Below are 26,936 nucleotides of genomic sequence, written 5' to 3'. Positions count from 1 at the left end.
AAAACTAAACAAATTATCATTTTAATTTTCATTAATAAAAGCTATGGGTTTACCACTACGTTTACCGCAAAAAAAGCAGATTTTTGTGGGTTCCCGGTTCAAAAAAAGGCCGATTGAACAGAACATATATTATACGTCCGCCCATCCGGCCATTTTCGGCTGTATGTGTAATTATTGAACCGGGTTCAATTGCCCCGCCTCTGACTCTGCTGCTACCTTTTCATCCACCTCGACAGCCGTACCCTTTCCGGCACCTGCGCCCTGCTTCATGGCATACATTCCGAGAAGAACACCAAGTACGATATTGATAACAAAACCTGCTATCTGACCTTCAAGAGAAGCGCAACGATTGCGATTATCATCAGAAAACCGATTAATGCGACCATAATTATTTCTCCCTTCAAAACTTTGTTCGCTTATATGTACAATCTTAATCGCTCTACCTTAAATGAATATGACTCCAGTCTTACAGATCTGTAAGATTGGAGTCATTGTCGCCTTTATTTTTATCAAATTGTGTTTAATATGCTTGACCCGTAAAAGCACTCCTTGTTCCGGAAGCGTTATCATTTACTCAGCTCACTCACGTCCATGAAGCCGGTGGAGAAGTCACGAAGATGAGTTTCATTATCTACAAAGGAAACAGATATCTGTGAATTCTTACCTATCATGTCGGGAAGCTCCAGCTGGTAGGAACGAATACGGTCTGTTTCGTAAATATATCCTTTCGGAAGCAGAGCATCCTGCAGCCTCTCAACTTTTACAGGAACTCCATCCATTCTAAGCTCAAGATTGTTCAGAGAAAAATCTATATCTGAATTGTTAACGATATATAGTTTATATCCGAAGAGATATTTCTCCCGAATAAAGGATGCATATATTTCGATATCATTAGCCGAGTAAATCTTTTTCTTGTCGAAAAAATCAATTGAGTCCTTCTTATCCACTGTCGTATGAAGATAGACAGGCTTATCGATGCGTCCGCAGTAATCATAGTCTATGGAATTAACTTCGATGTAATCAAAGATCAGCTCAGACACAGGATCCTTCGGTGAATGATTTAACTCCTCATAAAAGGTCACATCCGCCTTCTTTCTGAAGTAATCATAGGTATAGATATAGCTTCGCTGTTTGAAGATACCGTTCACTCCACTGCATTTCATGGCAATGCTTACATTCTTACCATGCTTATTCTCCACATGAAAACCTAACTTTGTACAGCGAAGATCATCATCGTAAACCTTACTGTCAGCACTTTCAGAAACATAGACACCGGTGACTGTTATCCTGACACCGTCTTTATCGTATATCACGCCATCGCCCTGTATCTGATAGTCCGCAGGGATGAAGTTACGATACCGGTCACTGTTCACACTTTCATTACCCTGATAACGATGCTGATCGTACAGGTAGTAACCAAAGGCTGCCATTGCAATCATGAAGAACATAATTATGGATATGGCCATAATCTCCTTTTTGATACGCTTCATGATCCTTTCAGTCTCGCTTTGAGCTTTCTTTTCACGCTTTGCTATGATTGCCGCTGTTCCCTCTTCAATGAAGGATTCCTTAACATCATGTCTTGTGATCCATTCAGGATTATCATCGTAGGGACCTCCGCACTGTCTGCACAGCTTGTCGATACTTGTGTCGATCTTTGCTCCGCAGTACTGACAGGTGATCATGGGATCACTGTACTTTATCTTCCGGGCCTGCTCCTCTGCAGCCCTTGTCACCTCAGCCTCGCTGAAAGCATTGGCCTTTATCCTGTTATAGCGGAATATCTCTGCAATAAGAATGATGATTAGTATAACGAATATAATGATCAGTATCATGGAATAAACCTTCCGAAAAAATAGTCAGCCTGTATTTTACATGGTTTACACATGGTTTTCAAATTCACCTGACGATACAGAGAACACATAAGGACACTTTATGCAGACCGGAGTGTGGAACCCATCATTGTATCAACAAAAAAGCAGCCGGTTCACTGTGTGAACTGACCCCCGGAATCAGACTAAAATCCAATGCCTGGAGGCCGGTACAGTGAACCGACTGTTTTCTTTTTTATACTTATTGCAATGCCTATACCGGTATGAGTGTTTACCTGACTGTTTATTTATGCCGGATAGCCCTTTTGGTTTATAACCCCAATGTCCTTCAGTGCTTTTTCAAACAAGGTCTTCATTTCCTGATGAGTCATTGAATGATTAAAAGTTATGCTCATATCGTTAAGGAAGAACTCTTTACGAAGACTTGTTGTGTCTGATCCGCCAAACTGTACATCACATTCATAATGCTCACACCAGCCGTAAATTGAATATAATCCATATTCGGAATTCTCCATGCATCCACAGTAACTGCCTCTGTAATCACTGGCACAGTATCTACATGTATCGCATTTTCTTTCAGATTCTCTTCCCATAAACCAATCAATTACCTTCCATTTCTGCTCGGGGTATATTAGCAGAGGCAAGGTATATGAGCAAGTCAAAATATTATCCGCAGATTATGAAAACACTTGAAATTTATGATTATTTTGCAGCCTTCACAAAGGTTACATTATCTGTCACGATATAAGAATACTTTTTTCACTAACCCAGAACCTTGAACATCTGCATGGGATTCTCCGCAGCCTTGACCTTGTCAAAGGTTTTTTCGATGATTCCCTCTTCGTTTATAAGATAAGTGGAACGTACTATGCCCATATATGTCTTACCGTAATTTTTCTTTTCTTTCCATACGTCATAGGCCTGAATAACTTTTAATTCGGTATCCGAAAGAAGCGTGAAGGGCAAACCGTATTTCTCCTCAAACTTTTTATGAGAAGCCACAGAATCCTTGCTTACTCCCAGCACAACCGCTCCTTTTTCCCTGAACTGAGGGTACAGTTCCGAGAAGGCACAGGCCTGCTTTGTGCATCCCGATGTCATGTCCTTGGGGTAAAAATAGAGTATCACTTTTTGTCCCCTGTAATCCGATAATGAACGCATCTCACCGTTCTGATCCGGCAATGTGAACTCCGGTGCTTTTGTTCCGATCTCCAGCATATTTCACCTCTCTGCAATTGTATTAATACCTTATATTTATTTTATTCAGCTTTAAATCAAGCATGAAGATACAGAAGTTCATCATGCTCATATAAAAGACTGACCTCCCTCATATCCATCTCGCTCTCAGAAAACACTGCCAGTGCAAAGCTTTCAAAGGTACGTGACATACATCTGAGTCCTTCCTTCTTTCTCCAGACCCCGTCACTCTCTATCTCTGAAAAATCCTTTTCCGAAAAATGATAGTTGAGCCCCACACCCTTGTATTTTCCGTATGCCTCCTTCAGGCTCCACTTTTGTGCCAATGCTTTTACCGCGTCATCTTCATTCTCTATTTTCTCAATTTCTGCCGACTCTTTTTTTGTCAGAAATCTGTTCTTCACATCCTTAAGTGACGATGAAAAATTCTGAACATCGATACCAACATTTTTTCTGTCAACAATACAGGCTATCGCTGTATCACAATGGGATATGCTGAAGCTTATGTCAGAGCCGCAAATGCATGGCTTTCCGTACTCTGAATATATGAATTTCGGCTTACCTTCAATTCCGTATTCCTGCTTCAAGGCGTATCTCAAAAGAATATACGAAAGTGCACACAGCGCTCTGTCTTTATAGAATCTGTATCTCAGGGTCTTATTCTGTCTTTCCTCATCAAGAAGCGGCAGCATTTCTTCAAGTGGTATATTCAAATTTTTAAAATCATTGCCAAATACATATATCATCTTCGTTTTAATGATTTATGCCAGTGTCGAATAGTAATTCGCTGCCCTTTCATATTCACCGTCATCTTCGATATATACGACGACAGGATTTTTTTCAGCATCCTCCTGAACCTCATACAATACGCACTTTTTTGTATGATCAAGCTGATTCTTTCCGATCAGTGGAAGCATGGCAAAGTACTCCTTTCCTTTAAAACAGAAGTACTTGTGTACACCATACTCCGCTGAAGTACCATCAGCAAATTCCAGATTAACTATAAGATCATCAATTTTCTTTCCTCTAAATTCCATATTAAACTCCTTATTATCACCTGTTATGACATGTCACGCCCTTTTGACCAAGCTGCCAGAACACCACTGCACTGGCGGCAGCAACATTAAGAGAATCCACCCCGTGGGACATCGGGATCTTCACCACATAGTCACATGCATTTATGGTTTCGTCCATGAGGCCCTCTCCCTCTGTACCGAGAATGATTGCAAGTTTCGGTTCCTTCATCAGTACCGGGTGATCAATGCTCACGGACCTGTCACGAAGTGCCATGGCGGCAGTCCTGAAACCCATATCCTTAAGCAGCTGCATTCCACTTTCAGGCCAGAATGAATTTGTCCCGTCCGATGAGATATATGTCCACGGAATCTGAAAAACCGTTCCCATGCTGACTCTTGCCGCACGTCTGTACAAGGGGTCACTGCAGCCGGATGTGAGAAGAACTGCATCTATGTTGAGAGCTGCTGCCGATCTGAATATCGCTCCCACATTGGTAGGATTCACAACATTTTCGAGAACAGCTATACGGCTCAGGTCCCTGCAAAGCTCCTTTACATCCGGAAGTGGCCTTCTTTTCATGGCACATAGCACGCCTCTTGTGAGTTTGAAGCCTGTGATCTCTGAAAGAAGCTTCATATCTCCGACATACACAGGAACATAACAATCATTGTCGCCCTTTTTAATCGTAACAGAACATCCTTCTCCGGAACCTGATTCCCCTGACATTACATCTTTTCCGGAATCCGCTTTTACCGAATCATCTACATTGATCGGGATGTCATCCTGTGATGTCATCCTGCCGAGTCTATCCCATAGCTCTGAAGCCTCCCTGCTTTCTATGGTCTTGTCCTCAACCAGAAAAGAAAGCGGCGCATAGCCTGCGTCCAGAGCTCTCTGTATAACCTTGGGACTTTCTGCTATGAAAATCCCGAGATCAGGCTCGCAGTAATGAACCAGCTGATTTTCTTTGTATTGTGAAAAGATGGAGACATTATCATCTTTAAGGTCTGATATAGGTATAAAGCGTAAATTCATAGTTATAAAGCCCGGGTATTTTCCCTTTCGTAATATAATCAAGAAAAGCTGCCGCCTTTTCCGGATTTTTTATCCACCAATGCAACAGCTCTTACAAATTATACATTCTCATAACATAAAAGACCACCTACATAATGAGTAGATGGCCTTAAAGTTTAAATATTGTTGATTTGCCTCGTTAAGATATCAAAGCTCAGCCAGATCTCTTCCGAGAAGATAAGACAGGGTACCGCAAACTGCGCCTAAATTCTGTCCCGGCATTACGAAATTATATGTATTTGCATAAAAGTCTCCGGTCATGATGCCTGTATTGTATAAGCCCTCAATAGGTTTATCATTTGCATCACATACCTGCATCTTTTCATTGGTTCTTAAACCGCCGCAGACAGTCAGGAATGTTGCACCTGTATTCTTTGACGCATAGTACGGTCCTTCAATCGGATACAATACATCAGGATTTACATGATATTCTTCATCTAAACCATTACGTGCATACTGATCATAGCGTTTGATGGTCTCTATACAGTTTTTCTTATCTTCCTCCGACATATCAAACTGATCTACCAGACCTTCGATTGTATCAGAATGCATGTAACGTGATTTCCACTGCTCGATATATTCCTCAGGTGTATATGCTTTAATTCCGTTTTCCTCATCGATACAATGGCCAAAAGGCTCCCATTCTTTTTGAGTGTAGGCATAGTTCTCACCCCAGATACCATAAGCAGTTCTTTCCGGTAACTGAAGCAGTGATATAGCACCATAAGCAAAGTTTGTAACTTCATTCTGGAATCTGTTTCCATGAATGTCTACATTCAGACCCCAGAAGTTGGAAATAACAGCATGTGCAGGACCGCTGACACCACCATTGATCATAGGCGCATTTGGGAATGTTTTTTGCCATGCAGCTCCAACCCATAATCCCATCTTCTGTCCATCTCCCGGCATCAATCCATCATAGTCAAGACCGGAATCATAGTTTGTCTCTGTCTTTAACTGATCCTTGAAAATTTCATACGCCCAGGGGGAATACTTTGCCATCATATCATGATTGGTTGAGAAGTCTCCTGTAGCCATTACAATCGCTTTTCTTCCAACATATTTAACATATGATCCATCTTTTCTCTGAGCAACAACAGCACTTACCCTGCCGGTATTGTTATTTTCACGAATCAGATACTTTGCAACAGTTTCATATTCGATGGTACCATGATAATCATCGGTGATGGTGTCGGCATAAGCCTGTGCCTGCATCGGGGCTCCGAATAAAGCGCCAAAAGGCTGTTCATCATTATAAAAATTATGAGAAGCATGAGGTACTGTTAAAGTTCCGTCCGGATCCCAGTATCCCGGCTCCAGGGATGCCTTTAATCCTTTCGCAGCCATCTTATCAATAGTCCAGTCAATTGATTCGGCAGAATTATTGATCCATCTTTCCCACTTCTTCTTATCCATGAAGTAAGTTCCGGCGGTTTGCTCAGCCTTGACAATTTCTCTTGCGATTTCAGGATCGTACTTAACCCCTTTAGCTTTCTGATATTTACTGCCGATGGCGTGGTTACTTCCGCCACGGGAATAAGGGCGTGTTGAGGCACTGAACATATAGCAGTCGGCACCTTTTTCCATGGCACTGCACATGGTTACCAAACCGGCCATACCGGCACCTATTATGATGATGTCATGTTCTATGGTTTCTTTAATCTCTGAATCAGGGATTGGTTCAGGCGGAATCTCGAAGCTCCACTTTGTCTGATTGTAATTTTTCGCATTTAATACATAATCGCCTGAATTGGAAACAGGTGCGGCAGCGGCAGTAGTTTCCGGACTTTCGGTAGTTTCAGCCACTGCAGTTTCTGTACTGTCTGATGTTTTACTTTCGGCCTCAGGTACATTTATATCTGCGCATGCACTTAAAAAACCACTTGCGCATAAGCCTGCAGCACCTGCGGCAGCCCCCTTCAAAAACTCTCTTCTTGATAAGCTTTTTGACATGATACACGTTCCTCCTATCACTTAACATTTAAGTAAATTATAAGATTACGGCATCATCTTTGGTAGCAATTAGTAGCTTCCCCTCCGCAACAAAAAGTTGACGGAATGACGCAAAAAAACAGGCTTCAACCCGCTTCTTTAAGTATATTTATCAGAGCTACGCACAGCTTCTTTTTCAGGGGGTTCATCAGTACATCATCACTCAGGACAGCCTTTGTTCCAAAATCTGAATTGCCCGGTCCTTCTACAGGCAGATACACGATATCTTTGACAAAATTTGTTACTGCTATCTCCGGTAAAGGAAATACCGCTTTGTTCTCATATATGAGAGAATATATCATTAACATATCATCCATGACACATCCGTCTTCTTTGGAAAAATATTTCATGAATAAATTCTTAGGATAACCATCAGAGTAATATACAAACTTTAAGCCTTTCAGATCTTCCGCGGTTAATGATTTTTTCACGGATAAAGGATTCTTTTTGGACATGGCAATATAAGGCTTGTAAAAAGTAACTGTATCATAAATATTTTTCGAATTACGCTGATGATTCCAGGTGATAATGAGATCTACCTCTTTATTGGAAAACAAATCATGTGCTCTTGCATCCTTGCAGACCGTAACATCCAAAAGGCAGTTTTTGAATTTATTCTCAAATTCCTCGATTTTGCCCTGATAGAAAGACAGCAGTGTTTCAGGGATACAAATACTTACCTTTGTTCTTATGGCATCACCGGAATTCATTTCCAGATACAAAGCATCGAAGGCATCGACGATTTCCTTGGCCTTAGGATAAAATTTCATTCCCGCATCACTTAGTTCCATACCTTCACTGGAACGTATAAATAAATCGTGATTTATGGATTTTTCAAGATGCTGAAGACTCTTGCTGATACACTGTCTGCTGACAAATAATGAATCCGCTGCATTCTGAACCGACTGATGTTTTGCTACTTCCACAAAATATTTGAGTTGCTTAATGTCCATGGTATCCCACCTATCAAATTTAGCTATGACTCAATTTTACCAAGTTGAAAAGGAGAATTAAATATATTATCCTAATCTCGTTGAGAGAAGGTGTGAAATGAAGAATCTGAGATTATATATAAATATTCCCTACTGCACCAACAGATGCATTTTCTGTGATATCAATAATCACCTTATTGATGATGATCAAAGAGAAGCTTTTTATAAGGCAATCATAAAGGAAATTAAGAGCTTTGATGAAAACTATAAGTATGATTATGAAGTTAAAAGCATCTATTTCGGCGGCGGTGTACCGGGCTCCATCAGGCCCAATGTTATCGAAGAAATATTATCAGATATTAAAGAGCAATTTACCATCAGTAGCGACGCAGAAATCAGTTTAAAGATTCTTCCCGGTAAATTAAATGACAATTATTTTCCGGTATATTTAGACAACGGAATCAACAGAATCAGTATTGATTATCTGACTAACAGTTACTTTCTGCATAATTTCCTGGGTCATAAAAAGACAGACAATGCCATGGACAGGACATTACCTGTCTTCCTGAATCATCATTTTGAGAATGTAAACTTTGACTTAGGTATAGGCCTGCCGGGACAAAATGAAGCTAATTTAGATGAAGAGGTACATACACTTTGTGATTTTCATGGAGCAAAAGAGATTACCCTTCATCCATTAAGAATTGAAGATAATTCCGGGATTAAAAAGCTTTATGATGAACACCCGGAGTATCTAAATAACTTAAACAGATTTCTTCCGGATATTGAAAAGGCCTATAAATACGTAAAAGAAAAACTTGAAGCAAGGGAATATATAGAATACTTACCCTATTGTTTCGGTTTGAAGGGCTTTGAGTGCTTGGATTATAAATTACGAAAGAATAATACAGAGGTTATAGGAATCGGTCCCAATGCTTATTCCTGTATAGATGGCGTCACTTATTCCAACACCAGCGATCTAAATATTTATCTGGAGAACAGTGATAATTTCAGGTTAATCGCCACAGATATAAAAACAATTCAATAATCGCGTGACGGCTTTTTTTAGAAAAAAGAAGAGGTAGTACCATCTGATACTACCTCTTCTTATATTTACCTATCTTATGTTACCGTTTTTTATATCATCCGATGTACTTCACAGCACTGTCGCCTGCGATCTGACCGAATACGATGATATCTGTTACAGCTGTACCACCAAGACGGTTTCCGCCGTGTACGCCTCCGGTAACCTCACCGGCTGCGAAAAGACCAGGAATCACATTACCATCTGTGTTGATAACCTCTGTAGCTGTATCGATCTTAAGACCACCCATTGTGTGGTGAATACCAGGTGATACAAGGATTGCATAGTAAGGTGCCTTATCAAGGCTGTTCTCGTTAGAGAATGATGTACGTCCGAACTCTTCATCCTTCTTGTCAGCCCAGATCTTAGCCCAGCCTTCCATTGTCTCCTTGAATGCATCCTCAGGAATGCCGATAGCCTTTGCAAGCTCTTCGTAAGTCTCTCCCTTTGCGCCGTAACCTGCATCAAGATAACCCTGATATACAGCTGATCCATCGATCATTGTCTGATCAAGGATAAGATATGCAACTCCGTCTGTCTGCTCGATCTCAGCAGCTGAAACCTTATCTCTTGTAGATACTTCGTCGTAGAATCTCTTTCCTTCCTTGTTTACAAGGATAGCACCGTCACCACGAACACCCTCTGTAATAAGGTGAGCATTTCCATCCGGATCAGTATGAACTGTAGGGTGGATCTGGATCTGATCAAGATCAACTACATCAGCCTTTACATCATCGGCTGTTGCCATGGTGATACCCTGTCCCTTTGCACCGTCAGCATTTGTAGAAACAAATCCCTTAAGGTCAGGTCTGTACTGCTCAACCATCTCCTGATTTCCGCCGAAACCACCTGTTGCAAGGATAACTGCCTTTGCATTGACAGTAACAGTATTTCCTGTCTCACCTTCAGCAACTACACCTACAGCCTTGCCGTCTTCCATAAGGATCTTGTTAGCTGTTGTGTTGTAGTAAACTTCGATTCCGTCTCTGTCCTCTACATTCTTTGTAAGAACAGGAACGATGTAAGCACCAACTGCCTTTGTCTTGCCCTTATCGTCTACAGGACGATGGATACGCTTAACTGAAGCACCGCCGGCTGCACCAACTGAAGGAAGGTCTGCACCATGATCCTTAAGCCATGTAACAGCTCCTGCTGAACCGTTTGTAAGTGTAGAAACAAGTTCAGGATCATTGATTCCGTGACCACCGATCATTGTATCAAGAGCCATAAGTTCAGGAGTATCAAAGTATCCTTCAGGTGAAGCCTTGTATGCATCCCACTGCTGCTGTACTGTTGCAGCAAGCTTTGTTATGGTCTCGTTATCAGCCCACTTCTCCTTAGCTGTAGCAAGTGTCTTCTCAACACCGTCAGCCTCAGTGAATTCATTTGACTTCTGCTCTTCAGTTCCTGCAGCATTAAGTCCACCTGTTGAACGAACTGTGTTTCCACCGCCCATAGGCTGTGACTCAAGGATAACTACAGACTTTCCTGCGTCAGCCGCTGTAATGGCTGCTGTCATTCCGGCGCCGCCCATACCTACAACAACGATATCTGTATCGATAGACATATCCTCTGCCTGAGCTGCAGCTGCCTCAACCTCTACAGACTCAAGATCTTCAGGCTTGAGTCCTGCCTCAGCAAGAGCTGCTGTAGCTGCCTCAACGATAGCCTTTGATGTGATTGTTGCGCCTGAAATAGCATCAACCTGAATGGTATTTCCTGCGATCATCTTTGCAGGGAACTCCTCTATAGCCTTGCTTCCGATACCGGGAGTCTCACCTTCACCTTCGATCTTTACATCTGTGATCTTTCCGGCATCAAGTGTGATTTCAACCTTAACAGGCTTACTTGCACCACCCTGTCCAACTGCTTCTCCTGAAAATGTTCCGGATACTCCGCCCTCTGCTGGCTGTTCTGCAGCCGGTGTTGTCTCAGGTGCTGCAGCCTCTGTAGCTGCGGCTGTTGTTGCAGGAGCTGTGTTAGTGCTTCCGCAGCCTGCAAGTGCTGTTGCAGCCATAGTACCAACTAACACAACGGAAGTTACTTTTCTTCCAATGTTTGTCTTTTTCATACTTTTCATTCCTCTCGTCGAATCTTGTTAGACAATATTGTCGAACAATACTGATTACATGTGAGAATATTATCATCGAGATGTAGATATTGCAACGCTTTTTTGTTATATTATTCACGACTTTAGTGTTTGTTAATAATTAATGAGGTCAAATGATGAATATTATAGAAACATTGGATCAATTTAAGAACTCTTACACTTCTAATGAACGAAAATTGTATCATTTAATATCTAAAAATCCTGACCTTGTACACACCTATACCATAACTCAGATTGCAAGTCTCGCCGGTGTATCTACTTCTGCCATGCTTAGATTTTGTAAACGTTTAGGTTTTAACGGATATAAAGAATTCAAATTTGAGATGGATGCATGGCTTAGATCTAAAGATAAGAATTCAGTTCCGGATCATCCTGTTTCCAAGATTGCCAATGCTTATTCAGAAGCTATTCTTTCCATTCCGGAATCATGTAATGATTCTCTACAGGAGCTTGCTGATGAAATACGTTCTTCTAAAAAAATACTCGCTCTCGGGCGATACAGAAATAAAGTCGTATGTGATAAATTCGCTATGAATTTAACCAATCTTGGAATTACCTGTATGACTGCTTCCGACCTCCTTACTTATGAACACTATGTAAAAATCACAGATAAGGACACAACTGTTATTGTGTTCAGTGTTCTCCATGACATGCGATCCTATCAAACCATAATCGATGATATTTCTCAGCTTACGGAAAAATTATGGCTTATAACAAATAACGAAAAAAAAACAAAAGCACTTGGTTTCTCCCATGTTATTTCTATTCCTTCTACTCACAGTGATATTCTCACTCTTGATCAACAGGCAATCATGATGGTTCTTGTTGAGATGCTTACATATATATTGAGACATGAAGAGTAATTATTATCTATAATGAAAAAAGCAGGATGTGAACTCAGTTCACATCCTGCTATAAACATTCTATATTTAATCAGGTTTTTTCAAGAGCTTCTATCACTCATCAATCACACAAACAATACTACCAATATTCAATAATGAACCTTTTAAAAAAACGAAAATTTACATTATATTTCAGGAGATAATATTTTACGGTTATTCCGAATATTGAAGGGGATACAAGGAAACCAATGTATTAAACCGGACTTCCTGGCAAAAAGTCTGATCTAATTGTAAATTTTTATTATTATGTAATTTCCGCTCTTATACACTATTTAGCGAGAAGTATACTGGCAATACTATCCGGCCACTGTTTAATATCAGTAAACTGTGCGATGATGAGTATAAAGCAAACTCTTTAGACGCTGCAGTTACATTCAACTTCTTATTTAGGAAGTAATTGAATTTTACGACACCAGAAACCTGATTAAAACGGTATCAATGTCTAAATGCAGTCGTCCTGTACAACGTTATAAACGAAGCACTCAATATATGACAATTACATATAAACAGAGCCGGTTTATGGCGTGACAAGGAGTGAATGGCTTCTCCTATCTGTTATATGCAATTACAATTCAGTTTTATCTATTATCAGTCATTAATTATGAAGTGACGATAATCTTCATTCCATCTGTATTCATTTGCAAATCTTACACACTTTGTAAAATCCGAAAGAAATTGAATTAATGATTTCATTCCTAACTCCTTTTTGGAACTCAGTTCAAAATAATCATTTAACTCTACAAGCGATATCCTTTCGCCTGTAACGGTGGTGAACTCTATCATGCCAGCTCGGTTTGTGTCAATAGTGTTTTTAAATTTGCACAATTTTTTGGTTTTATATTGTGCAACTCGTACAAATTCAGTTTTTTATTATATTTTTGCTTCGTATAATCTTTATTTAAATATAGTTAAACCTTAAAATAGAGTTGGTTTTACAGATTTATTACATTTCTTTCTTTTTTCATCATATTTTATACATAATTCATAAATCGCTTATTTATAGTTTATTAATGTCGAATTTATTTTTAATCATTAGTATTAATATCGGGGAGGGCAGCATGGACATTATTATCATGAATTTTATTCTTGTAACTGCTATTGTCACTTTGGGCTATTACATTGTTGATGCCATAGTTTCTCTTTTTACGTTTAAGTCCTCTCCTGCCGAAAGAATCCGCCGCAAAAGGATACGCAGATCATTTTCTTTAATCAATGGAACTAAAGCTTCCCGCAGTACAGAAAAATCATTCAGACGTGCTGTGAACTCTTAGTTTTATCTAAACAAGTTACGAACCTCTGACTATAAATTTTAGTCTTCTTAACCTAAAGCGTGGCAGTATGAACTGCCACGCTGTTCCCTTTGAATTTTTGTATAGGTCTTATTTATGAAATAGGTTTGAGACCAAGACTCTCGGAACGATTCGATATTAACTTTTGAAACTCACGTCATTCTATGATTCATGTTCCGATACCGCAATAATTTGAACCCGGTTCAATTCTTTGTATACCCTACATTAACCTCTTCTCTTTCCAATGTTTCACGCAATCCCAAAATATGTTTCACACTGTTCCGAAACACCATATCTCGTACAGCCAAGTGTGTCGCGATACTAGATAGTGTTGTTTTTATTATTTCTTTATGAATGCTTTATAGATGTTTCACGGACCTTTACTATCTAAATTTACGAAAAAAATGTATATCAAATATTTTGTTTTTTATATATTAACTCTATAAATAAACAATTAATGGAAAACAATAAAAAAAGATTACCTCTATATGATTTTTTGAACTGAGTTCACACTTTTATAATAATTTAACCGGTATTAATCAGAATACCATACTATATAATATTATGAGTGTTCAGCAGCACGCATACAAATATATTCGCTGTCTCTAAATAGTGAGTGATAAATACTATTACCACTCACATACTCTCAAATCGCATAGTTATAATAAATCTATTTTATGACATTCAAATAATAAAAATAGATAAATACAATTATTCAAATGGAAACACATTTAAGGAGAAGCAATTTATGAATACAGAAAACAGAGTATTTAAAAGTGGAGATATAGTAAAACATTTTAAAAGAGAAACAGTTGATCAAAACACATCAGAGTACATATATAAAATTGTCGGTATAGCAGCTCATACAGAAACCGGAGAAAAAATGATGGTTTATCAGGCACTGTATGGCGATTGCAAATTATATGTACGACCTTATGAAATGTTTTTGGAGGAAGTTGATCGAAATAAATATCCCAAGATTAAACAAAAATACAGATTTGAAAAAATGACAATTACCAAAAGTGAAATGGATTATATTAAGGCGAAATACAATATTATTCTTTAACAAATAAGACAGGCTTAGTAAAACAACTGCTTCTTAATAATTAAAGACAAAAATTAACTATAAAATATTTCATTTACGAAAAAAATGATGTACAATAAATTATCTCATTTTTTTAATCGAACACTTGTACGGAGGATTTATGAGCATATTATGTGCATTCAATAAAAAAGGCGGTGTAGGTAAAACAACAAGCTGTGTTGAGCTCGCATGTATTCCTACTCTCGTAGGAAAAAGATCACTTATAGTTGACATGGACTGTCAGGGAAACTCAAGTCAAGTATACAGAGCATTTAACGAGGAAAATCCGGATATAACCGATCTTCTCTTTGGATCGGCAACTATAGATGAAGTTTTGGTACATTCAGAATTCGGTGTAGATGTTTTGCCAAATAATAAACATGTTAAGAGACCTGACCAGTACTTTTACAGTAACGGATATCAGGAGAAGGATCTTTATCGCCTTAAGGATGTACTGGATAAAATCAAAGAAAACTATGACACCATCATTATAGACAATAATCCTGCTTCAGACAGTTTCTCCGACATGTCCCTCATAGCATCTGATTATGTCCTGATTCCTGTTGATTCAGCAAATTTCTCTTACGACGGAATTTCAGACGTACTTGAAGATTATTACAGAATACAACAGGACTATAACAGCGAATTACAGATAATAGGTGTATTACTGGCTCATGTAAAGCCGAGAACAACTCTGGTAAAACAGAAGTATACTGCCTATGATTCTATGTTCCAGAATATAGCATTAAAATCAGTAATCAGAGATGACAACAACATAGCTGAATCCCTTTCAAGATATATGCCGGTATATTTCTATGATAAGAAATCAAATGCCGGTACAGATTATATCAATGTAGCACAGCAGTTATCACTTATCGATCTTGACGATTATAAAAAGCTGTTACGTGAGTACTCTAATACAAGAACAAGATTTGAAATGGATATCAGATAAATAAATATAAAAAAGGATGGATGACATAATGGCATCAAAAAAAGAGCCTGCACCTTTAGGTTTCAGCAATAAACCCATAAATCTGCAAAGTTTGCAAAAAAAACTTGATACAGTAAGCCTGGATCTCGGAAATGGATCAAAAATCGAAATGATCCAATATGAAAAACTTATTCCTTTTCCGGATAACAGAGATATAGATGATACCGATATAGATGTATTTGCCGAGAATATAAAAAGAAACGGATTTCAGTCAGCTATTGTAATCGCCCGTGAATTTGATGGTGGAGAATCACGTACAGGTAGTCCTACAGGTAATTATGTAATTATATCCGGCCACAGAAGATATGCTGCTTTTGGAATGATTCTTGAAAAGGATGCATCTTTTATGCATCGAAAGGTTCCTGCACTAATCTTAAGAGATGATATTCCATGGACAGAGCTTGAAGAGCTTAATTTACTCATGAACTATGATGCAGTTTCTGAAGCATCTCACCCCGGAGACATGAGAAAACGTGTGGCCAGATTGATGGAACTGCTTCAAAAACGCGGTGTTGAGAAAAAACTGTACGACAGAATAGCGGACAAGCTTTCTATTTCTTCAAGACAGATACGTAAGTACGATTCCATAAATAAAAATCTTATAGTTGGATTACAAAACCTGCTTGATGAAGAGAAAATAACCATTAACCAGGCAAATCAGTATGCTTCAAGAAGCATTGAAGTACAAACATATATTCTTAACTATATAAACGAACATAATGAAACTATTACTGAAGACGAATATCAGCAGCTTAAATTTCAGGATGAAGAGAATCAGAAGGCACAAAAGCTGGCAGAGGAACGTTTAAAAGAAAATGAACTGAAATTAAAAGAACAGGAAGCTGAAATTACCCGTCTTAAAAATAAGACTATCGAACTTGAATCTCTGGTTCATGAAGAATCTGAGACAAATGAAAATGCTTCACAGGAATTGATTAATACCCAGGCACAGCTCAGAAGAGCAAGAGAAAGATCTGAAAAGTTACAGAAGATTCTTAAAGATGCCAAAGAAGCTGATGCTGAACAGATTAATAAAAATATAGGAATTTCCGCCCCCATTGCAGTTAATGAAATGTTATCCAAGCTAAATGATACTGTTGTTAAACTGGGAAAACGTAAAGAAAAACGAGGATATCAGTTCACCAAAAATGATATTCAGAAAATTAAAGCTATAATCGATGATCTTAAAGCTCTTATAGACGAAAATCAGTAAGCTTATGATTTTTGTAAAAAGATTCCGGATGAATTAAACATTCATCCGGTTTTTTTTATTATTTATACTGACTTCAAAAGAACCGTATAATCACTCAACTTCGACAGAGATTATTGTAGTAGTAGATTATATTAATATATATATATTTTATTTATTTTATAATCTTATAGAAGAAAACCCATCAAAGTTGAGCAGTTATACGTTGAAAATTGAGTTGGTATACGGAATAAATTGAGTCAACATACGGGGCGGGGAGAGTATATATACGGGAAAGTTGAGGTAATATACGGTGTATATTGATTCTGACCGGTAAAAGTTGAAAAATTATACGGAATGTTGAGTGGTTATACGTGAAAATGCGTACTAAGTTGAGTAATCCTACGGAATATAACAGGAACGTGAACATCATACCTGATGAAAAGGAACATTCATTCAGGGGAAGTCCTTTGAGATACGGTGCTTTAGCGACTTTAGACATACATATCATGTTAGTTTATGTTGAGAAAAGACTGTATCAGGCACTAAAGTTGAGTTTTTTTACGGTAAATCGAGTATCAATACGGAAAATTGAGAGTTCGTGCGGTAATTTCTGAAGCAGAGTCCTAAGTATATTTACTGAAAGTTGATTAATTTTACGGAGTAATGGAATACAAATAAAGATGGCTAAAATACGTGGGTTTTACAGCTTAATGCAGTCTGAAAGTTGAGAGAATGTACGGAGTATAAAGAAAATATACGGAATATAGCAGGCATTTTACGGTAATAAATTAAATAAAAACAGTCAGATCCATGCTGAAGGTTGACTAATTTTACGGAGGAGAGAACCACAGAAAAAATGGCGAAAATACGTGGGTTTTATAGGCCTATTCAGCTTGAAAGTTGAGTAAATATACGACAAAATGTGTGGTAAGTTGAGTGATCGTACGGCTTTTTATAATTAATAGTTTCAAATGAAGGTTGAGTAATTGTACGGGTGGTGCTAGAATATGACCGTAAATTTATTCAACCTTTAGATTGGTAAGGTTGATTTTAAGCTTAAGTTGAGAGAAAATACGTCAAAGTTGAGTGGAAATACGGTAGCTGTTTTATAAAAAAGGTATTATTATGATTTCAGAGACTGAGAGTTTGTGGCAGACTTCTGAAAGAAGCACAGTATATAGCGTAGGAGATAATTATCCGTATAATCACTCAATTATTCCCTTCAGATTGTACTGTCACAGGAGTGGTTGGAATATGAAATCAGAAAGTACCGTAGATTAACTCAACTTTTAAATACAGGAGTTTTTATTTTTATGAGTCATGGTATAGAAAAAGCTCGTAAGCAACAGGTTGCCAAAAGTACGAAGATGGTTCAGGAAGGAAAATTTTCCCTCTCTCTGGTGGAAAGTAAAGCTGTAAACTACCTGATATCAAAGATTAAGCCGACGGATGATATCAATACGGTATATACATTTAACTGCAGCGAGTTTCAGCAGATAATTCACAGAAGTGCTTCGGCCAATAAATTGAGTTATACAAATACAAAAGCCATATTAAACGATATCGGACAGAAGACATGGTGGATAACACTGGAAAGCGGAAAAGAAGCCATGGTTCACTGGCTGAATGTTGTACATATGGATCCGGGCAGCGGGGATGTGGAGATAAAGTTTCATGAGGATATGTTCCCGTTTCTTTATAACCTTATGACCGATAAGGAGAAGTATTATATCGCTCCCCGTCTGGAAGAGACTTCTCTTATGACTCATAAGTATTCCCCCAGAATTTTTGATCTTCTAAGATCATATCAGTTTAATAATAAAACCTGGACATTTGAGCTTGGCACCGGTACAGACAATGATTTCATGAGAAAGATAGCCGACTGGGAACCTGATCCTAACAAAAAGGGAAAGAATGTTGCAAAGATTCCAAAGAGTTGGCTGAAGTTTTCATTTTTTGAACGGGATGTTCTTGCACCTGCAAGGGAAGAGATTAATCATTATACAGATATCAAGATAAACTACGAGGCATTGAAAACAGATGCAATGGGTAAGAAGTACAGAAGACCCGTTCGCATAAAGTTTCTTATGCTGCCAAAGACCAGCGGAGAGTTGAAAGAAACCCAAAGTATGCTGGATTCAGAGTACAACGGAAACTTTGATAATATTGTGGATGATATGGAACCACATCAGATGACTTTGGAAGAGTCCTTCTTCATGCAGGATCAGATGCAGAGGGAAAAAGAGGAAGAGATCAGAGCCGAGGAAGTCATCGTTGAAGCTGCCAATGCCGAAGAGCTGGCGGAACAAAGGGCAGATGAAACGGTATACCCTGTGTTCTATATGGCTTTGTATAAGGATTTCAATGAAGACCAGATCGATCATCTCTATCATGCGTGCATAAAGAATCTTGAGCCAAAACAGATACAATTTGATGCGTATGATATGTGGGCGACAGACTATATGACACATTATTTTGATTGGATTAAGGCTACACCGGAAGATACAAAGACAACAACCTATAAGCGTTTGTTGGCAAGTCTGGTAAATGATTACGAGGGTATAGCACAAAAGCCAACCATGTGGGACTGGAAAGGATGAAATGGCAAAATTAAAAGAATATAAAAATGGTATTGTCGGTATAAAACACGGTATCTATTATGTTGTCGCAGGTGATGGAGAGACATTTGCCATCATTGATAAGGATAAGAATCCTATGGCTGACGGGTTTGAAACCATCGGAGATGCAGAGTGGCAGATAGATAAGATGACGGCTGATGAGGAGCTTGCAGAGTATATTGATCAGGCTTCACAGCTTACTATAGGACAGCTTACCGGAAAGATGATGGAGATATTTAATGCCTGGGACGGAAAAGTTATGCCTAAAGATGAGAAGAAAAAGTTAAATATAGTTGAGACTATCAGAAACAGAAAGGCTAAAAAGCTGGCACTTTAATGGTCATAGAGTTCAGGCACTTTCAATCGCAATAAATGTGATGAAAGTGCCTGATGGTTTATGAAAGGTTACAGCTTCCGATGATAATGCATTTATCCTTGATAGTATCGCTTGCAAGAATGTCTTTTACATTGTAGTGCTCATTTTTAGATATTGCCATGACCTTAGTGAGGTTGGTATATTCATCGTGTGAAAGAAAAACGTAATAATCATCGATCTCAATCATGTTCGGATCTGGAGTAAGTCTGTAAAGGATGAGTTCATATACGGCTAAAACAAGTATAAAGGCCGGACATGAATAAATGAATATCTGATAAACAGAAACAGCCTCATCAAAACTGAACTTTGCGTATTCACCGGAGATCAAGACAGCGCCTATCATAAATATGAGAATAAAGGCATAAGTGTAAAGAAAAGATTTATGGATTCTTTGAAATTGAGTTTGTCTTTCCATACGGGAATGATATTCATCTTTCCATTTTTTATAAATCCGGTTACGTTCTTCTGCACACATAACGTATCTCCTTTCATTGAAGAAAAGACAGGACAATAGGCAATTACGGTAAGAAATAAGTAACATTTTATAAATATTTTAATATATTAAAATATTGTTTATTTTTGCTTTTGATAATGGGTAATTTATATATTTCTTCGACAGATAATAAAAGAAATATTATTAACTGCCGAAAATCAGCAATATGAAAAAGGAATATGAGATATAAGTGTCATGACTGAGGAGATTTATGAACAGATATACATTTTTTGCAACTATTTCAAGAATGAAGTATATAGAGCGATGGGCCCTTATGAGGAATTCAAGGCCTGAGAATCTTAGTGAACATGCAGTAGAAGTTGCCATGATAGCTCATGCACTGTGTATAATAGGAAATGTCAGATATGGCAGAAAACTGGATGGTGAGAAAGCTGCTCTTATAGGAATATATCATGATGCCTCTGAGATCATAACTGGAGATATGCCGACACCGGTTAAATATTTCAATAATGAAATAACCGGAGCCTATAAATCACTGGAACATATAGCGGAGAACAGCCTTCTTGAAAGACTTCCGGAGGATCTGAGACCTGAATTTGAAGATATTTTTAATGGCAGTAAGACTGATGAAAATGAGATTTATATGCGTAAGCTCATAAAGGCTGCGGACAAGATCTCAGCATTGATCAAGTGCATCGAAGAGGAGAATTCAGGAAACCGGGAGTTCTGTACTGCAAAAGAATCAACATTGAAATCACTGGAGGAGATGAAGGAGAAGTATCCTGAGGTTAGAGATTTTCTTCAGGAGTTCATACCTTCATACGGAAAGACTCTGGACGAATTGGCACTTTAGGCAGGACTTAATTAAGTCCAACACAGATAAAGGATGTGTATATGACATATTTTGGAAAGTTTTATCTGGACAAGGAAAAGGATGTGATAGTCACTCTGAATCAGAGTGAGCACGGTATGTCCTATATTTTAGAGACACCCAATCATGGCACAGGAAATCTGATAACAAATCTTGCCAAGGTTTGCGATCTTCCCATTAGTTTTAATGCAGAGGGCCTTAAGGTGATTGTTGGAAGCGTACCTTGTTATTTCAACGGAGAGAACCGTAAGGTTTATATTTTGAGGCTAGGTAATACCAAGGTTGCCAATATCTATCCCGACGGCACCATCGAAAGAAAGGCATATATTCCTGCCATAGCAAAGACTCTGATGAGCCAGACCAAGGACTATCTTTTGGATATAAACAAGACCCTGGTTAAGACTTATATAAAGGAAGAAGTCAAGTTTCACTCAGACTTACATACGCACAGAAGCGCAAATTTGAGCCCTGATGTGCTTATTGCACTGGGAATACATCATCAGATCAGATATCCATACTACTATATAAAAAAGCTTGGATTAAAGATTACTCCCGAACAGAGGGAGGCTCTTGAAAAGCAGAGAGCAGAGGTGGCTGAAGGCTTTAAAAACAGCGGCTTAAAAGGAAAGTATCTTGACCGCCGGATAGATGACAATACTGAGATCAATTTTGCAGATCTGATTCTCCATAATATTTCCGGAAGCAGATACAATATTCCGAGGATCCGGGCTTCCCTTGCTGTCATGAAGGATGGGCAGGCTGTTTTCACAAATCTTGAGAAGGTATACATTTACAGATATGTATTTACAAAAGGAACAGCCGCAAAGGAAAAAATCAAAATAGAAAACATTGAAGAGATCCCGGATAAGGATATAGTGAATGCACTTAAGCAGATGGATCTCGACAGAAGAAATCCCGACTATGCAGACAACACTCTGTTTCAGGACGGACTTCTGTGGGTGGCCAGAAACTATCAGCATAATGGCATTACCTACGCTGAGATGTCAGATACTGCCCTGGTAAAGAAAACTGAGGCTGCGGAAACCCTACAGCAGATACATGATGTTATGCCGAAGATTACCAGAGAAACCGGAGTGACCATAAGATTCCTGGCCGCTCTCAGGCGTATACCACTCACGATAGTAAAGGATCAGGTGGCACATGGCAACTATTTCACAGAGAATCTGCAGGTGCTGAAGGCTGTAGCTATAGATCCGTATGTGGCCGGAAGTGATTTTGTAGGTGAAGAGATAAATGACATACTGGAATTAAAATCGGTTATTGCTGCCGTAGTTGATATCGCAAAGTATATACCGTCATATGTGGTACGTATACATGCCGGTGAGAATGATTCTCTTCCCGATAATGTCTACAATAGTATCAGCTGTGTAGAGGAAGCTCTTGATGAAGGTCAGAAATTCCCCCACATGAGAATAGGTCATGGTCTTTATACAGCGGATCTTAATACCGAAAAGGGCCAGAAGCTCCTTAGGAAGATTCGCACTTTGGGAGTTGTGCTTGAGTTCCAGATAACATCGAATGTAAGACTGAACAATCTGTCAAGGCTTGATATGCATCCCCTTAAGCAGTATCTTAAGACGGGTATATCCTGTGTCCAGGGTACAGATGGCGGTGCTCTCTACGGAACAGATTCTATAGATGAGCAGTTGTCTCTTGAGAGGATGCTGGATTTAAGTTATGAGGAGCTTCTAAAGATGAGACTGGCAGATGACTGTGTGATTGCTGAGTCCATGAGAGAGTTTAATGATAAGATCCAGAACTTCTATGACAGGTGCGGAGGCATGTCGGTAAAGGAGTTTCTTGAGAAGCGGATACGCGAAAAAGCGGATGACTTTATCGATCTTGATGGTGGAGAAAGACAGTATGACAGTTCCGTTGAGCTCAGTGACAGAATAAAGGAGCTTCCTTTGGATGCTATTCCTGTGGTTATTGCAGGAGGCAGCTTTAATAATGCTCAGCATGTCACAGAGATATGTGAACAGGAATGTAAAATGCTTGATGACCTGATCAGTAAGGCTGATCCGGAAAAGATGTTCTTTGTCATCGGTCCGTCCATAAGCGGATATGAAAAGTATGTTCTTGATAAGTCAAGAAATAAGTTCAGGGTATTTACATTTGTTCCGGCGTCCATTACGGAGAGCGAGCTCCATAAGCTGAGAGAAACAGAGACCGGCATAAGAGTGTCTATAGAGTCTTCTCCTCTGGGAACCTATAAGAGCTTTGCCTATGAGATCTTCAAGCGCCGACAGTCGGTGATGATAGCCCTGGATGGAAACAGTGCCGCTTGCAATCTCATGCAGGATGCCCGAAACAGTAAGTACGAAAGCCGTATTTTTGTCGATGAAAGGTCAGAGGTCTTAAAATCAAAGGCAGAGTCCCTGCAGGGATACATTACCATGATCAGGAGCGGTGATAATGCAGATGAGATTTTAAGATATGTTGAGAAGTATTACGGCAATTTAAAGACTATACTCGGGGGGAACGGACAGGACTGATGACAGTGGATTCATGCTTATGCCTTAAGCGGAAAGAAAAAAACAGATGGGGTTCGTTTCCGGCCCGGAGAGTGAAGGCACTTGGGCTAGGGTTTATGATCATGCTCTCAGTTGTGGGAAGCGGACCGGGCAGAGTTGTATATGGTGAGGAATATGACGATGCGGAGTTGGATGCCACGGCAGATTTAAGCGGAATAACCAATGAAGCAGAAAAGGCAGCCAGGAGATATCATCCGGTTTCCAATCCGGAGCATGCGGAGGGAATGATAGAGGCTCAGGAAATTGCCACAAAAAATGGAATTAAAAACAGTTTCATGATCTGCCCTGACGGATTCGAAAGGTATTTTGATGAAAACGGGGAGATGGTGAGAGACAGACTGGTTCCCGACAGAAGCGCTTATGTAGACATTGACGGTATAAAGCTGAATCCGGAGGACAACAATATAAACAAGACTTTCATGAAATACGCAAGTCATGGAAGAAGGGCACTGGCTTATGACAAGTCCTCCCATTACATGGAATTATGGGTGAATGGGGTGATGACCAAATCATATATGGTAACCTCCGGTGCTGCTGAGGGAGATAAAAAAAGGCAGGGGGATTACAAAACTCCTGTAGGATATTTTTACATTTGCGATAAGAAGGTTTCGGATTCATTGAAAGAGGAGCTGTATCTTAATTATCCGAATATAGAGGATGCAAAGAGGGGACTTAAGACGGGGCTCATAGATAAGGGCACTGCTGAACAGCTGATACAGACCAGTCGGAATCTTGGTAAACCAACGGCACGTACGCGTTTAGGCGGTGCTATAGAAGTACACGGAAACGGTGAACTGATGGATGCGACGAGGGGCTGTATCGGTGTCTTTAACGAATGGAACAAGGAAATTTACGACATCATGCAGTTTGGGGACAGAGTTTATATAGTAGAGTAAAGAAAAGAGTGGAAGGGTATGAAAAGAGTAAGTAAAGTTTTTATGCTTCCTTTGATGGGGGCAGTATTTTTGGGGATTTCGGCATGCGGAGCCATAGCGGTGCCTGAGACGGAGAATGAGACTTCAGGGGTGGAGGCTGTTGAAACTACCGGAGAGCAGGAGTCTGTTGAAATAAAAATCGAAAGTAACACAGCAGCTTCGTCATCCGGAAAAATCGAGAGGTCAAAATTCCCGTATCCGTACACGGCAAGAGCTCTTACGGCTGTGAATATGCATGTTGACTCAGAAAGTGATTCGGCTGTTGTAGGAGTCCTTGAAGAAAATGCTCCGGTATCTGTTGAGAGAAACATCGAAGGATGGGATCAGTTCAGCGCCAACGGACAGACATGTTATGTTTTAAAGAAGTACCTTATACCTGATGACTATATCGCCATGAACAATCAGTTTTTGGGAGCGGATTTGGATCTTAGTCATATAGATCCGGAAAAGCCTATGATAGCCCTGACTTTTGATGACGGACCAAAGGCCGAGGTAACTAACCGTATTCTGGATTGTCTTCAGCAGTATGGAGGTCATGCTACATTTTTTATGCAGGGAAGCCGCGTTGTAGGGGATAACAACGAATGTGTAAAGAGGATGGTAGAGCTTGGCTGTGAACTGGGAAATCATACCTACACCCACGATTATCTTGATTCCATTCCTGTGGAGAACATAAGGTCTGTGATCCGGAAGTGTGACTACATGGTGGAGGAGACTGTCAAAGTGGCGCCGACTGTTTTCAGACCACCCGGAGGAAACAGATCCGGAGAGATAGCTTCTGCTGTTGGGAACCTTGGTCTTCCGATGATAATCTGGTCTATAGATCCTTTGGACTATTCCACAAAGGATGCTGACAATACCTTCAATGTTGTTATGGAGAAGGCTCAGGATGGAGACATCGTTCTTATGCACGATACCTACTCCGAAACTGCAGATGCTGCAGAGCGGCTGATTCCCGCTCTGATAGAAAAGGGATTTCAGCTGGTAACTGTCAGTGAGATGGCCCAGGCAAAGAAATACCCGATGATTCCCGGAAATGAAGTTTACAATATGAGATAACAGTGTCATAAAACAAAAGTCCGCCTGTGCTTGCACAAATGAGCTTTTGAGTGACATTTACGGAGTCCAGTCAGATGTAGTCAAACCTACAAATGCTCCAGGATTCATATCAGTTCCGTAAATCATGTATGTGAGACCCGCTGCATTTTTATTGAACGGAATGGTAAGAAGGCCATCCATGATACATGGAACGACGATGCTTGTTCCATCACTGAATAATACAGTGTAGGACTGATTTGCCTTAACATTTGCTGTTACAGGAACGTCTACGGTATCAGTAAGGGATGCTATAAACAAATTGTTGAAATTCACGATACCGGCACCGATAACATTCTGAGTTCCCTGAGTAGGTATTCCCTTATCCATAAAGTTGTTGAGTGCTGCCAGGGGATCTATGAAGGTAAGAACATCACTTAAATTCTGAACAGCGTCCCCGCCCATAGTCATTGCATGAATCTGTAATCCTGTGAATTCAGGCGGAAGAGTGGTTCTGTTGCCTGAATTATCATTAGGATTGTTTCCTACTGTCCAATTCTGATCGTTGGATTCGGACTTTCTATGGTCACCACTTCCGTATGTGCTGTACGATGTGGAAGCGGAAGCGGTATTATCAAGAGTAGCTGTGGATTCAATTTTCTTCATCTTAACACCGACAAATACACCGCCGCCACGAGGAACGTTGAGATAGTACTTACCATCACCGGAGATGACAGTTACATCTGCAGCACCATCAACATTGTAGAAACCGTCAATGGTATAACCATCAGGGATGGTTACCTCGAGATAAACAGTATCATTCTGCTGAGCGGTATATACTCCACCGGCTGAAGCGCCTGCAATTCCCAGATTTCCGCCCGGAGTCTGTACATCATCTACCTTGATGATGTAGTTAATCATCTTTTCAGCCTCAAGGTTTGCTGTATATTTAGGCTTAGTCTCTTCCTGTTCAGAGGTGGGATATGTTAATGTCTCTACAACATTCTTTCCATCTGATGTATCAACACGCCAAACGGTGATATCAAGATTATCTAAACTGCTCTTTTCAGAAAGAACGATATTGTGTTTTCCACCGGAGATGGTTCCATCTACTTCAAGACGGATATCGCTTTCTTCGCTGTTCTTAGTGATGTTTACAGCTGTCGTATCAGCGATTACGTTTTCGGCAACCATTACTGTAACATCCGCAGTTTCTGAACCTTCGTGTTCGCCATCTGAAAGAGTTATTGCGATTCCTCCGGAAGAACTTTCAGATCCAGTTAACTGTGTTTCACTCTTTTGGCTTTCCTGAACTACACTTCCGCCAACGGTTATATCCGTTTTACCGGATCCAGACGCGTAGATACCTCCGTTACCGGTTACATCACCACCGACA

22 protein-coding genes are annotated in these 26,936 nt (G+C 39.6%); 11 read left to right on the top strand and 11 right to left on the bottom strand.

The window, feature by feature from the left end; all coding sequences use genetic code 11:
• Positions 1-566 precede the first annotated feature (566 nt).
• From T515_RS12020 to T515_RS11985, 8 genes are all read right to left on the bottom strand, one after another.
• Positions 567-1,835 (bottom strand): hypothetical protein, encoded by a 1,269-nt coding sequence (locus T515_RS12020; RefSeq protein WP_036611480.1) that lies wholly within the window; start codon positions 1,833-1,835, stop codon positions 567-569.
• 284 nt (positions 1,836-2,119) lie between these two features.
• On the bottom strand, positions 2,120-2,425 hold the full coding sequence (locus T515_RS12015) for a hypothetical protein (RefSeq protein ID WP_036611477.1): 306 nt from the start codon (positions 2,423-2,425) through the stop codon (positions 2,120-2,122).
• Between the two features lie 169 nt (positions 2,426-2,594).
• On the bottom strand, positions 2,595-3,050 hold the full coding sequence (bcp, locus tag T515_RS12010; RefSeq protein ID WP_036611475.1) for a thioredoxin-dependent thiol peroxidase: 456 nt from the start codon (positions 3,048-3,050) through the stop codon (positions 2,595-2,597).
• 56 nt (positions 3,051-3,106) lie between these two features.
• Positions 3,107-3,742: a 4'-phosphopantetheinyl transferase family protein gene (locus tag T515_RS12005; RefSeq protein ID WP_197026442.1), complete on the bottom strand. Its 636-nt coding sequence runs from the start codon at positions 3,740-3,742 to the stop codon at positions 3,107-3,109.
• A 48-nt stretch (positions 3,743-3,790) separates the two neighbouring features.
• Entirely contained in the window at positions 3,791-4,066 is a 276-nt protein-coding gene (locus T515_RS12000) for a DUF1292 domain-containing protein (protein WP_036611469.1), read from the bottom strand.
• 16 nt (positions 4,067-4,082) lie between these two features.
• The gene (locus T515_RS11995) at positions 4,083-5,081 is read right to left on the bottom strand and encodes a TrmH family RNA methyltransferase (RefSeq protein WP_036611467.1); all 999 of its coding nucleotides are present in this window, start codon (positions 5,079-5,081) and stop codon (positions 4,083-4,085) included.
• Positions 5,082-5,267: 186 nt separating this feature from the next.
• Positions 5,268-7,073, bottom strand: a complete 1,806-nt coding sequence (locus tag T515_RS11990) for an FAD-binding protein (protein ID WP_036611464.1) — start codon at positions 7,071-7,073, stop codon at positions 5,268-5,270.
• Between the two features lie 125 nt (positions 7,074-7,198).
• Complete coding sequence (locus T515_RS11985) at positions 7,199-8,065, bottom strand: LysR family transcriptional regulator (protein WP_036611461.1); 867 nt, start codon at positions 8,063-8,065, stop codon at positions 7,199-7,201.
• Positions 8,066-8,162: 97 nt separating this feature from the next.
• On the opposite strand from T515_RS11985, the gene T515_RS11980 reads away from it, so the two are divergent.
• Positions 8,163-9,092 (top strand): radical SAM protein, encoded by a 930-nt coding sequence (locus tag T515_RS11980; RefSeq protein WP_036611458.1) that lies wholly within the window; start codon positions 8,163-8,165, stop codon positions 9,090-9,092.
• 94 nt (positions 9,093-9,186) lie between these two features.
• Here the strand turns inward: T515_RS11980 and T515_RS11975 are convergent, their stop codons facing one another.
• Positions 9,187-11,199, bottom strand: coding sequence for a flavocytochrome c (locus T515_RS11975; RefSeq protein ID WP_036611455.1), 2,013 nt, complete (start codon positions 11,197-11,199; stop codon positions 9,187-9,189).
• Positions 11,200-11,351: 152 nt separating this feature from the next.
• Here T515_RS11975 and T515_RS11970 point away from each other — a divergent pair, with 152 nt between their 5' ends.
• From T515_RS11970 to T515_RS11935, 6 genes are all read left to right on the top strand, one after another.
• Complete coding sequence (locus T515_RS11970; protein ID WP_036611453.1) at positions 11,352-12,101, top strand: MurR/RpiR family transcriptional regulator; 750 nt, start codon at positions 11,352-11,354, stop codon at positions 12,099-12,101.
• Positions 12,102-14,177: 2,076 nt separating this feature from the next.
• Positions 14,178-14,495: a DUF1653 domain-containing protein gene (locus tag T515_RS11955; RefSeq protein WP_051671692.1), complete on the top strand. Its 318-nt coding sequence runs from the start codon at positions 14,178-14,180 to the stop codon at positions 14,493-14,495.
• A 139-nt stretch (positions 14,496-14,634) separates the two neighbouring features.
• Complete coding sequence (locus T515_RS11950) at positions 14,635-15,465, top strand: ParA family protein (protein WP_036611446.1); 831 nt, start codon at positions 14,635-14,637, stop codon at positions 15,463-15,465.
• A 28-nt stretch (positions 15,466-15,493) separates the two neighbouring features.
• The gene (locus T515_RS11945; RefSeq protein WP_036611444.1) at positions 15,494-16,717 is read left to right on the top strand and encodes a ParB N-terminal domain-containing protein; all 1,224 of its coding nucleotides are present in this window, start codon (positions 15,494-15,496) and stop codon (positions 16,715-16,717) included.
• A gap of 1,292 nt (positions 16,718-18,009) precedes the next feature.
• Complete coding sequence (locus T515_RS11940; protein ID WP_036611441.1) at positions 18,010-19,296, top strand: replication initiation protein; 1,287 nt, start codon at positions 18,010-18,012, stop codon at positions 19,294-19,296.
• A gap of 1 nt (position 19,297) precedes the next feature.
• Entirely contained in the window at positions 19,298-19,651 is a 354-nt protein-coding gene (locus T515_RS11935) for a hypothetical protein (RefSeq protein ID WP_036611438.1), read from the top strand.
• A gap of 58 nt (positions 19,652-19,709) precedes the next feature.
• On the opposite strand, the gene T515_RS11930 is transcribed toward T515_RS11935, so the two are convergent.
• Entirely contained in the window at positions 19,710-20,165 is a 456-nt protein-coding gene (locus T515_RS11930; protein WP_036611435.1) for a hypothetical protein, read from the bottom strand.
• A gap of 229 nt (positions 20,166-20,394) precedes the next feature.
• On the opposite strand from T515_RS11930, the gene yfbR reads away from it, so the two are divergent.
• Genes yfbR through T515_RS16755 form a run of 4 tightly spaced genes read left to right on the top strand, consistent with a single transcriptional unit; the run spans position 20,395 to position 25,564 of the window.
• Entirely contained in the window at positions 20,395-20,997 is a 603-nt protein-coding gene (yfbR, locus tag T515_RS11925) for a 5'-deoxynucleotidase (protein ID WP_036611432.1), read from the top strand.
• A 41-nt stretch (positions 20,998-21,038) separates the two neighbouring features.
• The gene (locus T515_RS11920) at positions 21,039-23,531 is read left to right on the top strand and encodes an adenosine deaminase (protein ID WP_036611430.1); all 2,493 of its coding nucleotides are present in this window, start codon (positions 21,039-21,041) and stop codon (positions 23,529-23,531) included.
• Positions 23,531-24,466: a L,D-transpeptidase family protein gene (locus T515_RS16760; RefSeq protein ID WP_051671691.1), complete on the top strand. Its 936-nt coding sequence runs from the start codon at positions 23,531-23,533 to the stop codon at positions 24,464-24,466. The genes T515_RS11920 and T515_RS16760 overlap by 1 nt, the downstream gene beginning before the upstream one ends.
• Positions 24,467-24,484: 18 nt before the next feature.
• Positions 24,485-25,564: a polysaccharide deacetylase family protein gene (locus T515_RS16755; protein WP_051671690.1), complete on the top strand. Its 1,080-nt coding sequence runs from the start codon at positions 24,485-24,487 to the stop codon at positions 25,562-25,564.
• A gap of 57 nt (positions 25,565-25,621) precedes the next feature.
• Here T515_RS16755 and T515_RS17660 read toward each other — a convergent pair.
• Positions 25,622-26,936, bottom strand: a 1,315-nt coding sequence (locus tag T515_RS17660; protein WP_036611429.1) for a hypothetical protein, incomplete at its 5' end; no start/stop codon positions are given.

Origin of the sequence: Oribacterium sp. P6A1 (assembly GCF_000702885.1) — a bacterium.
In the GTDB taxonomy this organism is placed as follows: domain Bacteria; phylum Bacillota; class Clostridia; order Lachnospirales; family Lachnospiraceae; genus Oribacterium.
Note: the sequence above shows the minus strand (reverse complement) of the source record. Positions and strands in the feature narration are given on the sequence as shown.

Excerpts from the sequence above, each read along its gene's own strand:
- T515_RS11935 (WP_036611438.1), top strand. The coding sequence starts at position 19,298 with ATGGCAAAATTAAAAGAATATAAAAATGGTATTGTCGGTATAAAACAC.
- T515_RS11940 (WP_036611441.1), top strand. The coding sequence starts at position 18,010 with ATGAGTCATGGTATAGAAAAAGCTCGTAAGCAACAGGTTGCCAAAAGT.
- T515_RS11970 (WP_036611453.1), top strand. The coding sequence starts at position 11,352 with ATGATGAATATTATAGAAACATTGGATCAATTTAAGAACTCTTACACT.
- T515_RS11995 (WP_036611467.1), bottom strand. The coding sequence starts at position 5,081 with ATGAATTTACGCTTTATACCTATATCAGACCTTAAAGATGATAATGTC.
- T515_RS12020 (WP_036611480.1), bottom strand. The coding sequence starts at position 1,835 with ATGATACTGATCATTATATTCGTTATACTAATCATCATTCTTATTGCA.
- bcp (WP_036611475.1), bottom strand. The coding sequence starts at position 3,050 with ATGCTGGAGATCGGAACAAAAGCACCGGAGTTCACATTGCCGGATCAG.
- T515_RS11950 (WP_036611446.1), top strand. The coding sequence starts at position 14,635 with ATGAGCATATTATGTGCATTCAATAAAAAAGGCGGTGTAGGTAAAACA.
- T515_RS11975 (WP_036611455.1), bottom strand. The coding sequence starts at position 11,199 with ATGAAAAAGACAAACATTGGAAGAAAAGTAACTTCCGTTGTGTTAGTT.
- T515_RS11955 (WP_051671692.1), top strand. The coding sequence starts at position 14,178 with ATGAATACAGAAAACAGAGTATTTAAAAGTGGAGATATAGTAAAACAT.
- T515_RS11930 (WP_036611435.1), bottom strand. The coding sequence starts at position 20,165 with ATGTGTGCAGAAGAACGTAACCGGATTTATAAAAAATGGAAAGATGAA.
- T515_RS12015 (WP_036611477.1), bottom strand. The coding sequence starts at position 2,425 with ATGGGAAGAGAATCTGAAAGAAAATGCGATACATGTAGATACTGTGCC.
- T515_RS11920 (WP_036611430.1), top strand. The coding sequence starts at position 21,039 with ATGACATATTTTGGAAAGTTTTATCTGGACAAGGAAAAGGATGTGATA.
- T515_RS11985 (WP_036611461.1), bottom strand. The coding sequence starts at position 8,065 with ATGGACATTAAGCAACTCAAATATTTTGTGGAAGTAGCAAAACATCAG.
- T515_RS12000 (WP_036611469.1), bottom strand. The coding sequence starts at position 4,066 with ATGGAATTTAGAGGAAAGAAAATTGATGATCTTATAGTTAATCTGGAA.
- T515_RS16755 (WP_051671690.1), top strand. The coding sequence starts at position 24,485 with ATGAAAAGAGTAAGTAAAGTTTTTATGCTTCCTTTGATGGGGGCAGTA.
- T515_RS16760 (WP_051671691.1), top strand. The coding sequence starts at position 23,531 with ATGACAGTGGATTCATGCTTATGCCTTAAGCGGAAAGAAAAAAACAGA.
- T515_RS11980 (WP_036611458.1), top strand. The coding sequence starts at position 8,163 with ATGAAGAATCTGAGATTATATATAAATATTCCCTACTGCACCAACAGA.
- T515_RS11945 (WP_036611444.1), top strand. The coding sequence starts at position 15,494 with ATGGCATCAAAAAAAGAGCCTGCACCTTTAGGTTTCAGCAATAAACCC.
- yfbR (WP_036611432.1), top strand. The coding sequence starts at position 20,395 with ATGAACAGATATACATTTTTTGCAACTATTTCAAGAATGAAGTATATA.
- T515_RS11990 (WP_036611464.1), bottom strand. The coding sequence starts at position 7,073 with ATGTCAAAAAGCTTATCAAGAAGAGAGTTTTTGAAGGGGGCTGCCGCA.